Source organism: Methanolobus vulcani, from assembly GCF_006546655.1.
In the GTDB taxonomy this organism is placed as follows: domain Archaea; phylum Halobacteriota; class Methanosarcinia; order Methanosarcinales; family Methanosarcinaceae; genus Methanolobus; species Methanolobus vulcani_A.
In genome coordinates, this window is sequence record NZ_VIAQ01000001.1 from 15,530 (window position 1) to 32,303 (window position 16,774).

Consider the following 16,774-nt stretch of genomic DNA (forward strand, 5'->3'; position numbering starts at 1 on the left):
TATTGAATGACATGTGTAGAAAAAAATGCGGCCTGTTTCCCATACATGAGTAAAAAGAAGTTAAATTGAAGCTATTAGTTCACAACCTTGACAGTATGTCAGGCTGTGCATATTGTTAAAACAAGGATTTCTACAGAGCCCGGTCTTCACGACTACTTAAGCATATGTTATTCCCATGTGTTTAAGTAACTAATCAACTCGCAGCATATGTGAAATTATCATATCCAAATGCCTTTTGCAAGTCGTTTAGTGTCGTAGTCGACCCAAACTGACTTTCAACCATATTGATAGAAACTTTATTTGCCCATTCACCTTCAAGCGTTTCAGGTGTCTCGTATGCAATAGTGCAATCCCTGATCAGAATCACGTTGTAACCGAGTTCGCTCATTTTTATAATCCCAGTAGGCCTGTGTAGAATACAATAATTAGACCTATATCCTGCATAGAGCAGATTCGTTATATTATGAGCCTGCAAGTACTCATCGAAAGAGTCAGTATTACGCAAGCCATTGTCTCTACCTGCGACCATTTCTCCATCTAACGGTTGGCAGTACTCATTCATAGTATAATCATGTGGAGAATGGACGATAGTCATGTTTTCTTTCCTTGCAAATTCCAATAAGGGAACCATTTTTGTTTTGACATTAGTATCAAGTCTTGTATCATTTGGACAAGCCCAAAGATCAATAAGTAGCAACGCAGTTTTATCCATATCAATAGTGAGATAACTGTAATTGTAAGTAGAATTCATTTCAGTTTTATTAGCGTCAAACCCGCAAGGTACAAAAGTTCTAGTAAGTAACGTTATTTCTCTATTTTGCACAATTGAGCTTTCAGAAGTATGTAAGTCATCTGATACAACTTTCACATTTGTATCATGATTAGTAATGCAGCCGCAGGCAAATAGATTTGTAATGCAGACAAAAAGTAAAGTAACAATTATTGTTTTTTTCATATGCTTTTCATCCATGGTTATTCCCATATATTCCAGGAAGTATCTTTTCAAAGTATAATCTGACCTTTATCAGGATAGTATATTGTCACTGAGGAAATACCAAATATCCTGCAGTAGCAGCAAACAAAACATCTACAAAAAAGAAAAAGAATGAACCCAAAGGTTATGGGCTCATGATGAGGTCTGTCTTACAAACAGTCTGGCCAGTATTTTTGTCGATTAGAGTTACCGCAAAAGGATCACCTTCAAAAATCATTAAGGTAAACTCATCACTTTCGACAAGTCCGTAGTTATCACCGTTGAAGAACGTCTCTACAGGGAAATCAAGTATTGCAATATCACCAGGTCCTAAATGTATACCGTCAGGACTGAGTGTAACATTATCCATATTTACATATCCAGATATAGCTCCATCACCACTAGCAATTTCGATATTGAATCGTCCCTTAGTTAATGTGTCACCACTTAGATGTTCCAGTATAAGGCGACCATCAGACATGCTTGCACTTGCCGTAATGACAGCCTGTGGTGCAATTTCCTGAGACTCTACACTAGTTGAGTAAGAACTCACTGCTGCAGCCAAGATCACAGTTACTACGATCATTAACATAACTCCTATTACAGGAGAAACTGCTTTCTCTTCTGAGAATAACTTTGTGAACTTCATTTACATCACCTCTACATCAGTGGTAAAAATTACTGTCTCACTGGCTATATCTATAATTTTCACGTTGACGATATCTCCATCAGAAACATTACACCAATCTGCAAACATGGCTTGCATCTCGGTTGGATCACTGTCATAGTCATAGTAAACGTTACCCATTATATCAGTAAGAGGACCCCATTGAGGATATGTTGTTGGGTATCCACTCATAGCACCATCTATGGCATACATGGTAACACCTGGCTTTACAGTATAGTTACCGAAAGCATTTTCAGGATTGCCAAATAAATGGTTCCCTTGATTGTTAAAAGGTACAGTACCTGTGTATGTGGAGCCAGCATAACTGATGGTCTCTCCGGCCACTATTTCGCGAACCATAGTTCCTGTTGCATTATAATTCGTAGTAACAATCTTCAAGTTTTTGGTATCAATTGCATCTCCAGTAATTTCTTTAATTGAAATCCAATCCGCTGGATTTGGAACTTCTAATGATCCATAAAACAGTGGTTCACCCTTTGCAACCTCTACAGTAAAAACCGCAGTCGGTGCTGGATCGGAAGATTTTATAAGTCCGGTACTTGTTGAACTTACTGCTGCTGCCAAAATCACTGTCACTACTAACATTAGCATGACACCGATTACTGGCGAAACAGCTTCTGAATTTTGTTTTAACATTTTCATATCGTTTCCACCTTTATTTATTACCATACAGTGGAGATGGAAAACTCCCGCTAAGAAGCAGGGCATGCATGACATATTTTATGTGTGACCACCACACAAGTTCATTGTCATCGTGTTTGTTTTACTCCACTCTGAGATGTATTTTTTGTATATACACGCTTCAGGATTACTGCTATGATGTTTATGTATATAAACAATGCGTTTTTGAAAATGTATGTTAACGTTATAGCTAATATTATTAGTAGTAACGATAGAATAGTACATATAAACCGGTACATCTCTTATTATTCTAGCTATTTAACTTAATTATAGTGAGCATATTATTAGTTTTTTAGTTAGAGTAGATAATGCAAATATAGCACAAAAGAGATGAGGATAAATAATGTCAAAAACAACACGTCACTTATTGTTAATACTGGCTGCGATGCTGCTTCATCAACTGCGCAGTAGTCTTTCCGGTGACAGTTACAGACCACTATGGTGAAAATATAAAGGATTCAGGAAAAAACGCAGAGAATAATGTCCATGAATTCAGCATCACAGAGATTCTTTTAGCAGTAGGTGCAGGCGAACAGGTAGTAGGGTTAACCTATCATTGCAACTATCCTGAAGAAACTAAAAACATTACAAAAATAGGGAGATATGTTTCAGAGGATTCCGATTAAAACTGTATTTCTTAAGCCAACAGAATTTTCGGGCTATAATTCACATTCAATTTCCTATATTTCCCTCGTTTTCGATTATTTTCTTGAAATATAGGATAGCACCCGCAATACTAAATAGTTCCTTTCTTTTTTACGTCCTCAGTTGATACAAATTAAAAGAAAAAAACTGTCATAAATATTATTTACATTCACATTTACCACAGTCGTAACAACACATTTCCTGCTTAAACCTTCTTTTGTTACCACATATACTTATTCACACGGAACTCTCTGCACACTGACCCTTTTCAGAAAATATTCATTATTCCTAAAGGATGGTCTCTTACTGTTCTTTGAATTCTTCATTTCATCATGAAGATCGTTGATTACACCTACAAGGACGTTGTACAGGTCATCGATTTCTTCGATTTGAAGACATATTTATCTGATCATATAATAAGTGCCATAAACTGCCACTAGTTAAAAAAGAACAGGCACTCTTTCAAAGTGCCTTAAATAAATCGGGTTATTTTTGCCTCCTGAATCCTGCATACATTATTCCAACAACAACAAGTAGCAGTATCGAAGCTACAATATCCGAACTTGAAAAACCACTTCCCGAATTACCACTTTCGCTATTATCCTGACTTGCTACTGTCATTTCATAGCCTTCTACGTAGTTATCAGGGGTGGATTGATCGCTTGCAGGGGAATCAAGGTCCAGGCCAGCACCACTATCCGCAGAACTCGTTGTCTGATTTGTGGCTCCTGTTCCACTACTGGACCGGTGGGTTGCTTCCTCCATGATTCTGCTATATTCTGCAGCTGTTGCCTCACCAACAACACTAGACATCTGACTCTGGATATACGCATCCAGTGGTATATTTCCACATGTGTGGTGGCAACATGTAACTCCATTTTCGACAACAGATTCTACATATTCTTTTATCAGAGCTTCTAGAACCTCGTCTGGTGCATCCCAGTATCCGGTACGTTCAGCATCGATCAATCTCGCTGCAATTGACTGTTGTGAGTTTGGATATTCTGCGAATGCTTCATCCATTCCAATGTCGTATTTATCGTTGAATAGCACATCATAGACCTCATCCCAATTTGAATCCGATATCAGATCTGTGGTCACATCCATACCATACATATTTTCAACTCTTCTCGTAATCGTTCTCATTCCTGCATAATCAGCTTCTACCTGTCCTGTATTCCATGTCGGGTTGAAGATTGTGCTTCTTAGTTCAGTTTTAAGAGCTTCATTCAGTGTCATGATCTCCGACTTAGATTCTACTTCCTGATTTGCGATGTACAACTCCGGCATCTCTCCTGTAAGAACCTCCACAGTCATTCCAACGGATCCCAGATAAGCAGCGTAATCACCACCATCAAGCATACCGAACAAGTTCGTCGAGTCACTGTGAATAGCAGCATCGACATCCATCAGGTTCAGTGTGAACAGGTCTTCATGAGAATCTCCCCATACATCCTGTCCGTAAGTATAGGAGGATGTCGAAATAAATAGATCTGCAAGTTCTGACTCATTATCCCATGTCTCAGTTGCTGCTATTGCATCTTCCATACGATTGCCATAATTTCCATTTGCCTCACTGAAAATCCTGCATTGGGACAGATAATGTGCCTGAGTTTCATTATAACCCATTCCCAGAAGCTCCTCTTCCATGGCAAGTGAGTTTCTTCTGACATAATTATCTTCACTGCTTTCGTTCAGTTCTGCAACCGTCCTGACAGCTTCATCAAACAGTTCTACCTGATATGGGAATGTGTCTCTGTACAAACCAGACATATCCACCATTACATCAATTCTTGGATGAGTCATTTCCTCCACAGGTATGACCTCAAAGCCGATAATACGTCCATCATCCCTTACAGGTGTAACTCCAAGTAATGAATGTATCTGAGCTTCCATGAGTCCACCATGACGCAGTGTTTCCATTGCCCACATTGTATATGATATCTTATCCGGATAGGCACTATGCTCGGCATAATATTTCTCTACCAGCTGATCTGCAAGAATCGCACCCATTGCACTCTTCTCTTCATCAGGGAATTTCCTCTGGTCAAAACCATAGAAGTTCCTTCCAGTCGGCAAAGCATCCGGATTACGTACCGGGTCATTTCCTACGCCTGGTTCTATGTACTCTGCATCAAGGGCCCGTATGAACTGATCGATCTCACGAGTTGTCATAGCAATCTCATCAGAATACTCAACTGCAAGTTCAAGGTCAGCAGTGACATTGACATCTGTGAATCCAAGTACCTGGAGCTGAGCATCCGATACACTCGTTCCGTAGAGTATAGTCTCATTCAAAAGCAACATTGCATCCGCATCCGCTTCATCCTCCCAGTCCTCTTCAGTTCCACTATCCTTTGGCAGAACATCACATATGTGGCCTGTGAAATCATCGTTCAACATTGATTTGATCATACAGACAAGCATCTCACCTTCTGGTGCCACACCAAAGGTATGGACACCGTACGGCATGAGATCCGATTGCAGATCATGGAGATAGTCATGAACAGTATTACTGACAAAGCCCTCAAAGGTATCATCTGTCATATTACACAATTCATCAGTGGAAACTTCCAGATCCTCACCTATACTGAGATTACCATACAGTTGTGTTACTGTGTCCCTGTACATTGATGCCATTGCATCTTCTCCAAGACTACGTGAGTCCGTATAACTGTGTATCTTGTCGTGTAGTTCGGCAAGCTCACCATACAGACCCGCTTCGATTATTGGCGGGGTCAGATGGTCTATCATGACCGCAAATCCACGGTGTTTGGCCTGGCTGCCTTCACCTACATTGTCCATGATGTATGGATATATGATCGGTGTGTCATCAGCACAAATGGATGGATAATCATATTCCCATAGTCCAACTTCTTTTCCTGGCGACCATTCAAGCGTACCATGGCAACCGAAGTGAACAATGGCATCAGCGTCATACACCTGGTTGATCCAGTAATATGTTGCCAGATACTGATGTGTAAGAGGTATTGTTGAATTGTGGTACATCAATGATTCATCAGATTCAATGGCTTTGGTTGGTTGCGGAATGAAATTAACATTTCCAAGTTGTACCGTGGGTATTACAAAGTATTCTCCACTTTCATTCTCATAGACCATTATGTCACCAGGCGCTTCGCCCCATGTTTCCTCTACTTCGTCCCTGATCGATTCCGGCAGGGTGTTGTACCATGGCAGGTAGTCCTCAACAGGCAAGAGAGTTACCAGTCCTGATTCGACAACCTCCTCCAGTTCTCCCGGAGCCCATGCACCAATAGTCCTGCTGGTTAGGAAAAGGTCAATAAACTCGCTTCCGTTAGGTATGCCGTCGTTTCCAATGTCGTACCCTTCTGCTTCCATTCTTTCAAGCAGTAATGTAAAGCTTGGACCAATACCCAGATAGCTTGCACCAATATTGTCCTTACCACCAGCGTGGTTGTAATACAGTATACTTACTTTTTTATCTGCATTGCTGGTCCTTCCCAGTTCTGCCCATCCGATGGCACGATCACACAACCATTGCACTTGTCCGGTTATAGGTTGATAATATTGGGTTTCAGTACCGTCTACATATTCAGTTACATATCCGCTTACCCATATGAAATCAAGGCAGCCGTCTATTTCTGGCTGTGTGATCATAGAAGCCCGCATTAATACAGATGTACCTAAGACGCTGTCATAGTAATCTTCAGGTGAAGTGAATGCATCCTGCACGGCTTTTAGTACGGGAACATTATATTTCTGCAGATATTCCACACCTTCTTCCTGATCTTCATAGTTGAGATAGAAACTCTGCAAACTGATTATTGCATCAACAAGCACTTCACCGTCTTTTGTAAAGTAATCCACATCATCATCATCACACACCTTATTGGTAGTGTAGATCACATTACAGCCCTTTGATTCAAGATAACGGATGATCGCATCATCAGTTGTAAGATACAGGGGCTCTTTCTGGATCTCATAAGTTATGATACCTATTGTTGGTGCAGATTCATTATATCCATGATTTGTATACCATGCCAGGTATTCAGTACTATCCTCGAAAATCATTGGGAACGCATCAGGATGATATATCCCGTCATCAGGGATAGTAGGTTCGCCAACGGGACCATACTCAATATAAATACCTTCAATTTCAGCTCCTGCATAACGGATCATGTTTTCTATGTTTACCATGCCGCCATTGTCCATATATTCTCTTAGGACACCATGCGGAGGATTTAACAGATCTATTGTATCCAGTCCATTCGGATCTTGACTGGTAAATCCGATATCAGCCCCATTTGCTTTGGCAGCAGATAATACGGGCAACAAATCTGTAATGTATCCTGAATCAATCATTTCCAGAATAATAAGATCTTGATCAGTTGCATCAGTAAGGTTTGCAACTGCTTCGCTGCCACCCATGACCTGTATGTTATAACGATCAGTGATCACATTTTTTTCATTAAGGACCTTTTTGAGGTCATAGATATTACATTCTGATCCGAGAATAAAAGTTACATCCAGTTTCTCATTTTTTATTACAGGTTCAGGTATTTCCTCTCCATCCCATAAGCCTGAGAAATTCTGCCCCATTAATGTGAGCATGCTTATCATGTTAGTTTCGCCGCCCTGTATCCAGTACCTTTCGATGTCCGTATACTCATCATCGGACAGATCAATATTTGGCAGGGTTATATTGGAAGATATATTGTATCCTATGACATTTGCACCGCCTTCTTTAGCAGACTTTATCCCTGAACTCCAGTTATCCACTGTTGACTCTTCCTGGGATTCTATGAAAATAAGTCCATATCCGGAGAAATCAAACTCGGTTGATTCTATTTCCTCTGTGCTGACAATTGTTATGTCCAATTTATCGGATATATCAGTGTCCTGAGCTGCATTGTTCAATGCATCCTGATTGTAGTCAGTGCCAAGAATAAATAGGAATTTATTGGTGGATACGTGTACGACCCCGTCATATGATGAACATTTCACAAATTCTGACGAATCTGATGCAAGATATACCAGCAATTCCTCTGCATTTTCCAGTCCTTCCCCCTCAGTACCCATGTTATTGTAGAGTATTGTAATAGGGTCAGTGCTCGTTCCATCTGATATGTAATCGAAGTAGTCAGGTACTGCGCTTCCCATCGGTTCCATGCCATAGAACGTTGTCGTGTCGCCGTCAATATGACAACTGCTACAACTATCAGTGGAGGTAGGGTGTGTGGCCGGATTAATCCTGTAGAGTATTGCCCCGTTATCATGGGCATTTTCAAGGGCATTCATCACGGTCTCGTTGTTAAGAATGTTACTACCGATAAAGATAACATCCTGTGTACTCAGGTATCCAGTTTCAGCCGCATCTATTATTTCATCACTTAATGTTTTGGATGTGGCATTGTAGAATCCAATGTAGTTGTACTCAATTAGATCACTGTGGGAGTTTGTCTCACTTGCAAGCTCCAGTGCTTCACTTTCGCTGTAAGCGATATAAGTGATCTTTGAATCCATGGTAAGTGAAACAAGGAGGTCCTCGGCATTTTCCAATCCTTTTACCTCTGTACTCATGTTATTGTAGAGTGTTGTGATAGGATCAGTGTTCGTTCCATCTGATGTGTAATCGAAGTAGTCAGGTGCTGTGGTTCCCATCGGTTCCATGCCATAGAGCGTTGTCGTGTCACCGTTAATATGGCAACTGCTACAACTATCGGCCTCACTATCACTCTCGGTGTTCTCCATGTGTAAGAGTTCCATCAACCAAGATAACATGTTACTCAGGATACTTACATGAGGAGTGCTACAACTCTCAGGTATGCCCAGATTTATCCTGTAGACCATTGTCCCGTTATCATGGGCATTTTCAAGGGCACTCATCACGGTCTCGTTGTTAAGAAGACTACTACCTATAAAGATAACATCCTGTGTTCTCAGGTATCCGGTTTCAGCCGCATCTATTATTTCATCACTTAATGTCCCGGATGTGGCATTGTAGAATCCAATGTAGTTGTACTCAATTAGATCACTGTGAGAGTTTGTCTCACTTGCAAGCTCCAGCGCTTCGCTTTCACTGTAAGCGATGTAGGTGATCCTGGATCCCATAGTAAGTGAAACAAGAAGGTCCTCGGCATTTTCCAGTCCTTCACCCTCAGTACCCATGTTATTGTAGAGTGTTGTAATAGGGTCAGTATTCGTTCCATCTGATGTGTAATCGAAGTAGTCAGGTGGCGTGGCCCCCATTGGTTGAATACTGTAAAGCACTGTACCATCATTGTGAGCATCTTCAAGGGCATTCATTATGATCTCATTGTCAAGAATATCACTGTAGAATGAGCTTATAAGAATCGTATCCTGTGTACCCAGGTATCCTGTCTCAGCCGCATCTATTATTTCATCACTTAATGTCTTGGTCGTGGCATTGTAGAAGCCAATGTAGTTGTACTCGATCAGATCACTGTGGGAGTTTGTCTCACTTGCAAGCTCCAGCGCTTCGCTTTCACTGTATGCGATGTAGGTGATCTTGGATCCCATGGTAAGTGAAACAAGAAGTTCCTCTGCGTTTTCCAGTCCTTCTCCCTCAGTACCCATGTTATTGTAGAGTGTTGTAATAGGGTCAGTGCTCGTTACATCTGATGTGTAATCGAAGTAATCAGGTGGCGTGGCTCCCAATGGTTGAATACTGTAAAGCACTGTACCATCATTGTGAGCATCTTCCAGAGCATCCATTATGGTCTCATTGTCAAGAATACCACTGTAGAATGAGGTAATAAGAATCGTATCCTGTGTACTCAGGTATCCAGTTGCAGCCGCATCTATTATTTCATCACTTAATGTCTTGGATGTGGCATTGTAGAATCCAATGTAGTTGTACTCAATTAGATCACTGTGGTAGTTCGTCTCACTTGCAAGCTCCAGCGCTTCGCTTTCACTGTAAGCGATGTAGGTTATTTTTGTTTTTTGTTCGTTTGCTGATACAACTGGTATTGATACCAGTATAACTAATAATAAACTGAAGAATATCAGTTTGTTCGTGATCTTATGAATATTACCACCAACTGTATATCAAGAGTATCATTTGGAAATACTGCACTTGTATGACTAACACCTAAGATTAATATATCACATAGTGTGATATTTATTGCATATTTCAAAATGGATGTCGTTTTTTAATAATTGTATATTGTGAAATTAAAACTATTTATTTCCAAAAAGGATAATGATAGTTCATGTAAATAAAGTATTTGTTTTGTATATACAATTAGATACACATTATAAATAAAAAAATATTAAAATATAAATCACATGTTTGACAGTTTTCACTCTTTAATAAAGAGAATTGTCACAATTCTTGATAATTTCAGATCACACAGAACAAAAGACAGTGTTTACTTTGCATTGGAAAACAATATTTAATTGATTTATTTAAAGTGTTTCATGTATATTATTTGGATGGAAATGGTATTATGAAGATTATTGATCATACCCACAAGGACTTTGTACAGGTCATTAATCTAAGGCTGTATTGTCTGAGCAGTTCATAAGTGCCATAAACTATCACCAGTTAGTGATGTAAAGCAAGATATAATTTTTTATTATAAAAGAAGTCACTTTAAGCACAAAATAAATACTTAATTCGTATATAAAAAAAGAAAAGGCACTCATTCAAAGTGCCTTAAAGCAATCTGGTTATTTTTGTCTCCTGAATCCTGCGTACATTATTCCAACAGTAACAAGCAGCAGTATAGAAGCTACAATATCCGAACTTGAAAAACCACTTCCAGAATTTCCATTATCACTATTATCCTGACTTGCTACTGTCATTTCATAACCTTCGACGTAGTTATCAGGGGTGGATTGATCGTTTGCAGGGGAATCAAGATCCAGGCCTGCACCGCTATCAGCGGAACTCGTAGTCTGATTTGTAGTTCCTGTACTTGCAGATTGACTGGAGGAACGGTGGGTTGCTTCCTCCATGAGTCTGCTATATTCTGCGGCGGTTGCCTCACCAACAACACTAGACATCTGACTCTGGATATACTCATCCAGTGGTATATTTCCACATGTGTGGTGGCAACATGTAACTCCATTTTCGACAACAGATTCTACATATTCTTTTACCAGAGCTTCTAGAACCTCGTCTGGTGCATCCCAATATCCAGTACGTTCAGCATCGATCATTCTCGCTGCAATTGACTGTTGTGAGTATGGATATTCTGCAAATGCTTCATCCATTCCAATGTCGTATTTATCGTTGAATAGCACATCATAGACCTCATCCCAATTTGAATCCGATACAAGATCTGTGGTCACATCCATGCCATACATATTTTCAACTCTTCTTGTAATCTCTCTCATTCCTGCATAGTCAGCTTCTACCTGTCCTGTGTTCCATGTCGGGTTGAATATTGTGCTTCTTAATTCTGTTTTCAGTTCCTCATTCATAGTCATGATCTCCGACTTAGATTCTATTTCCTGATTTGCGATGTACAACTCTGGCATCTCTCCTGTAAGAGCCTCCACAGTCATTCCAACTGATCCCAGATAACTATAGTATCCATCACCATCAAGCAGACCGAACAAGTTTGTCGAGTCACTGTGAATAGCAGCATCGACATCCATCAGGTTCAGTGTGAACAGGTCTTCATGACTCTCTCCCCATATCTCCTGTCCGTAGGTATAGGAGGATGTCGAAATAAATAGATCTGCAAGTTCTGACTCATTTTCCCATGTATCAGTTGATGTTATTGCATCTTCCATTCCATTGTCATAATTTCCATTTGCCTCACTGAAAATCCTGCATTGGGACAGATAATGTGCCTGAGTTTCATTATAACCCATTTCCAGAAGCTCCTCTTCCATGGCAAGTGAGTTCCTTCGGACATAATTATCTTCACTGCTTTCGTTCAGTTCTGCAACCGTCCTGACAGCTTCATCAAATAGTTCTACCTGATATGCGAATGTGTCTCTGTACAAACCGGATATATCCAGCATTACATCAATTCTTGGATGAGTCATTTCTTCCAGAGGTATGACCTCAAAACCGGTAATTCGGCCATCATCCCTTATAGGGGTAACTCCAAGCAATGAATGTATCTGAGCTTCCATGAGTCCGCCATGACGCAGTGTTTCCATAACCCACATTGTATATGATATCTTATCCGGATAGGCACTATGCTCGGCATAATATTTCTCTACCAGCTGATCTGCAAGAATCGCACCCATTGCACTCTTCTCTTCATCAGGGAATTTCCTCTGGTCAAAACCATAGAAGTTCCTTCCAGTCGGCAAAGCATCCGGATTACGTACCGGATCATTTCCAACACCTGGTTCTATGTACTCTGCATCAAGGGCCCGTATGAACTGATCGATCTCACGAGTTGTCATAGCAATTTCATCAGAATACTCAATTGCAAGTTCAAGGTCAGCAGTGACATTGACATCTGTGAATCCAAGTACCTGGAGCTGAGCATCCGATACACTCGTTCCGTAGAGTATAGTCTCATTCAAAAGCAACATTGCATCCGCATCCGCTTCATCCTCCCAGTCCTCTTCAGTTCCACTATCCTTTGGCAGAACATCACATATGTGGCCTGTGAAATCATCGTTCAACATTGATTTGATCATACAGACAAGCATCTCATCTTCTGGTGCCACACCAAAGGTATGGACACCGTATGGCATGAGATCCGATTGCAGATCATGGAGATAATCATGAACATCATTACTGACAAAGTCCTCAAAGGTATCATCTGTCATGTTATACAATTCACCAGTTGAAACTTCCAGGTCCTCGCCTATACTAAGATTGCCATATAGTTCTATCACTGTGTCCTTGTACATTGATGCCATTGAATCTTCTCCAAGGCTACGTGAGTCTGTATAACTGTGTATCTTGTCGTGTAGTTCGGCAAGCTCACCATACAGACCCGCTTCAATTATCGGCGGGGTCAGATGGTCTATCATGACCGCAAATCCACGGTGTTTGGCCTGGCTGCCTTCACCTACATTGTCCATGATGTATGGATATATGATCGGTGTGTCATCAGCACAAATGGATGGGTAATCATATTCCCATAGTCCAATTTCTTTTCCTGGCGACCATTCAAGCGTACCATGGCAACCGAAGTGAACAATAGCATCAGCGTCATACACCTGGTTGATCCAGTAATATGTTGCCAGGTACTGATGTGTAAGAGGTATTGTTGAATTGTGGTATATCAATGATTCATCAGATAGCTTGGCTTTGGTTGGTTGTGGAATGAAATTAACATTTCCAAGTTGTACCGTGGGTATTACAAAGTATTCTCCACTTTTATTCTCATAGACCATTATGTCACCAGGTGCTTCTCCCCATGTTTCCTCGACTTCGTCCCTGATCGATTCCGGCAGGGTGTTGTACCATGGCAGGTATTCCTCTACAGGGAAAAGAGTTACAAGTCCTGATTCGACAACCTTTTCGAGTTCACCAGGTGCCCATGCACCACAATTCCTGCTGGTTATGAAAAGGTCAATGAACTCGCTACCGTTAGGTATGCCGTCATTTCCAATGTCGTATCCTTCTGCCTCCATTCTTTCAAGCAGTAATGTAAAGCTTGCACCAATATCCAGATAGCTTGCACCAATATTATCCTTACCACCTTTGTGGTTGTAATACAGTATACTTACTTTTTTATCTGCATTGCTGGTCCTTCCCAGTTCTGCCCATCCGATGGCACGATCACACATCCATTGCAGTTGTCCGGGTATAGGTTGATAATATTGAGTTGCGGTTGTACCGTCTACATATTCAGTTACGTATCCGCTGACCCATATGAAATCAAGGCAGCCGTCTATTTCTGGCTGTGTGACCGAAGAAGCCCGCATTAATACAGATGTACCAAAGGTGCTGTTATAGTAATCTTCAGGTGAAGTAAATGCATCCTGCACGGCTTTTAGTACGGGAACATTATATTTCTGCAGATATTCCACACCTTCTTCCTGATCCTCATAGTTGATATAGAAACATTGCAAACTGATTATTGCATCAACAAGCACTTCACCGTCTTTTGTAAAGTAATCCACATCATCTTCACACACCTTGCTGGTAGAGTAGATCACATTACAGCCCTTTGATTCAAGATAACGGATGATCGCATCATCAGTTGTAAGATACAGGGGCTCTTTCTGAATCTCATAATTTATGATCCCTATTGTTGGTGCAGATTCATTATATCCATGATCTGCATACCATGCCAGATATTCAGTACTATCACCGAAAACCATTGGGAATGCATCAGGATGATAGATCCCGTCATCAGGGATAGTTGGTTCTCCAACGGGATCGTACTCAATATAAATACCTCCTATTTCAGCTCCTGCGTAACGGATCATGTTTTCTATGTTTTTCATGCCTCCATTGTCCATATATTCTTTTAGGACACTATGCGGAGGATCTATCATATTTATTGTATCCAGTCCATTTGGATCCGGGGTGCTAAATCCGATCTCAGCACCATTTGCTTTGGCAATAGATAATACGGGCACCAGTTTTGCAATTTCTGCGGCTCCTATCATATCCAGAAGAATAATATCCTGATCAGTTGCATCAGTAAGGTTTGCAATTGCTTCGCTGCCATCCATGACCTGTATGTTATAGCGGTCAGTGATCACGTTTGTTTCTTCAAGGATCTTATCGACGTAATATACATTACATTCTGATCCGAAAATCAAAGTTATATCCAGTTTTTCATTCATTATCACAGGTTCAGGTATTTCATCCTCTTTCCATAAGCCGGAGAAATTCTGCCCCATTAATGTGAGCATGCTTCTCATGTTAGTTTCGCCGCCCTGTATCCAGTACCTTTCGATGTCCGTATACTCAGCATCGGACAGATCGATATTTGGCAGGGTGATATTGGAAGATATATTGTAACCTATGACATTTGCACCGCCTTCTTTAGCAGACTTTATTTCTGAAGTCCAGCCATCCACTGTTGACTCATCCTGGGATTCTATGAAAATAAGTCCATATCCTGAGAAATCAAACTCGTTTGATCCCATATCCTCTGTGCTGACGATCGTTATGTCCAAGTTATCGGATATATCAGTGTCCTGGGCTGCGTTTTTCAAAGCGTCCTGATTGTAGTCAGTGCCAAGAACAAATAGGAATTTATTGCTGGATACGTGTACGACTCCGTTATATGATGAACTTTTCACAAATTCTGACGAATCTGATGCAAGATATACCAGCAATTCCTCTGCATTTTCCAGTCCTTCTCCCTCAGTACTCATACTATTGTAGAGTGTTGTGATAGGATCAGTGTTCGTTCCATCTGATATGTAATCGAAGTAGTCAGGTGCTGTTGTTTCCATTGGCTCCATGCCATAGAACGTTGTTGTGTCACCGTCAATATGACAACTGCTACAACTCTCAGTGGAGGTTGGGTGTGTGGCAGGATCTATCCTGTAGAGCTTTGCCCCGTTATCATGGGCAATTTCAAGGGCATTCATCACTGTTTCGTTGTTAAGAATACCACTACCGATAAAGATAACATCCTGTGTGCTCAGGTATCCTGTCTCAGCAGCATCTATTATCTCCTCACTTAATGTCTTGGATGTGACATTGTAGTATCCAATGCAGTTGTACTCAATTAGATCACTGAGGGAGTTTGTCTCACTTGCAAGTTGTAAAGCTTCGCTTTCGCTGTAAGCGATGTAAGTGATCTTGGAACCTATGGTCTGTGAAACAAGAAGTTCTTCTGCATTTTCCAGTCCATCTTCCTCTGTACTCATATTATTGTAGAGTGCTGTAATGGGGTCAGTGTTCGTTCCATCTGATATGTAATCGAAGTAGTCAAGTGCTGTTGTTCCCATCGATTCTATGCCATAGAGCGTTGTTGTGTCACCGTTTATATGGCAACTGCTACAACTTTCACTTTCACTTTCACTCTCGGTTGGTTCCATGTGTAAGAGTTCCATCAACCAGGATAACAGTTTACTCAGGCTACTTACCTGAGTACTGCTACAACTCTCAGGTATGCCTGGATTAATCCTGTAGAGTATTGCCCCGTTATCATGGGCATTTTCAAGGGCGCTCATTACGGTCTCGTTGTTAAGAATACCACTGCCAATAAAGATAACATCCTGTGTACTCAGGTATCCAGTTTCAGCTGCATCTATTATTTCCTCACTTAATGTCTTGGTCGTGGCATTGTAGAATCCAATGTAGTTGTACTCGATCAGATCACTGTGGGAGTTTGTCTCACTTGCAAGTTGCAAAGCTTCGCTTTCACTGTAGGCGATGTAGGTGATCTTAGATCCCATGGTAAGTGAAACAAGAAGTTCCTCTGCATTTTCCAGTCCTTCCACATCAATTCCTATGTTATTGTAGAGTGTTGTAATAGGATCAGTGTTCGTTCCATCTGATGTGTAATCGAAGTAATTAGGCGGATTAGCTCCCATTGGTTGGATGCTGTAAAGCACTGTACCATCATTGTGAGCATCTTCCAGAGCATTCATTATGATCTCATTGTCAAGAATATCACTGTAGAATGAGGTTATAAGAATCGTATCCTGTGTACCCAGGTATCCTGTCTCAGCCGCATCTATTATTTCATCACTTAATGTCCCGGATGTGGCATTGTAGAATCCAATGTAGTTGTACTCAATTAAATCACAGTGAGAGTTTGTCTCACTTGCAAGCTCCAGCGCTTCGCTTTCAATGTAAGCGATATAAGTGATCTTTGATCCCATAGTAAGTGAAACTAGAAGGTCCTCGGCATTTTTCAGTCCTTTCACATCAGTTCCCATGTTATTGT

6 protein-coding genes are annotated in these 16,774 nt (G+C 40.8%); 1 reads left to right on the forward strand and 5 read right to left on the reverse strand.

The window, feature by feature from the left end; all coding sequences use genetic code 11:
• Positions 1-193: 193 nt before the first annotated feature.
• From FKV42_RS00070 to FKV42_RS00080, 3 genes are all read right to left on the reverse strand, one after another.
• Entirely contained in the window at positions 194-970 is a 777-nt protein-coding gene (locus FKV42_RS00070) for a cysteine hydrolase family protein (protein ID WP_196213987.1), read from the reverse strand.
• A 148-nt stretch (positions 971-1,118) separates the two neighbouring features.
• Positions 1,119-1,622, reverse strand: coding sequence for a type IV pilin domain-containing protein (locus FKV42_RS00075; RefSeq protein ID WP_154808209.1), 504 nt, complete (start codon positions 1,620-1,622; stop codon positions 1,119-1,121).
• The gene (locus FKV42_RS00080) at positions 1,623-2,303 is read right to left on the reverse strand and encodes a type IV pilin domain-containing protein (RefSeq protein ID WP_196213988.1); all 681 of its coding nucleotides are present in this window, start codon (positions 2,301-2,303) and stop codon (positions 1,623-1,625) included. It lies immediately after the preceding gene.
• A gap of 458 nt (positions 2,304-2,761) precedes the next feature.
• Between FKV42_RS00080 and FKV42_RS00085 the strand changes: the two genes are divergently transcribed.
• Positions 2,762-2,968, forward strand: a complete 207-nt coding sequence (locus FKV42_RS00085) for a hypothetical protein (protein ID WP_154808211.1) — start codon at positions 2,762-2,764, stop codon at positions 2,966-2,968.
• 505 nt (positions 2,969-3,473) lie between these two features.
• On the opposite strand, the gene FKV42_RS00090 is transcribed toward FKV42_RS00085, so the two are convergent.
• Positions 3,474-9,704 carry a cobaltochelatase subunit CobN gene (locus FKV42_RS00090; protein ID WP_230375355.1) on the reverse strand — a complete coding sequence of 2,077 codons (6,231 nt, stop codon included), beginning with the start codon at positions 9,702-9,704 and terminating at the stop codon, positions 3,474-3,476.
• Positions 9,705-10,664: 960 nt separating this feature from the next.
• The gene (locus FKV42_RS00095; RefSeq protein ID WP_230375357.1) at positions 10,665-16,754 is read right to left on the reverse strand and encodes a cobaltochelatase subunit CobN; all 6,090 of its coding nucleotides are present in this window, start codon (positions 16,752-16,754) and stop codon (positions 10,665-10,667) included.
• Positions 16,755-16,774: the final 20 nt, after the last annotated feature.

Excerpts from the sequence above, each read along its gene's own strand:
- FKV42_RS00090 (WP_230375355.1), bottom strand. The coding sequence starts at position 9,704 with ATGGATGCTCTGGAAGATGCTCACAATGATGGTACAGTGCTTTACAGT.
- FKV42_RS00075 (WP_154808209.1), bottom strand. The coding sequence starts at position 1,622 with ATGAAGTTCACAAAGTTATTCTCAGAAGAGAAAGCAGTTTCTCCTGTA.
- FKV42_RS00080 (WP_196213988.1), bottom strand. The coding sequence starts at position 2,303 with ATGAAAATGTTAAAACAAAATTCAGAAGCTGTTTCGCCAGTAATCGGT.
- FKV42_RS00070 (WP_196213987.1), bottom strand. The coding sequence starts at position 970 with ATGGATGAAAAGCATATGAAAAAAACAATAATTGTTACTTTACTTTTT.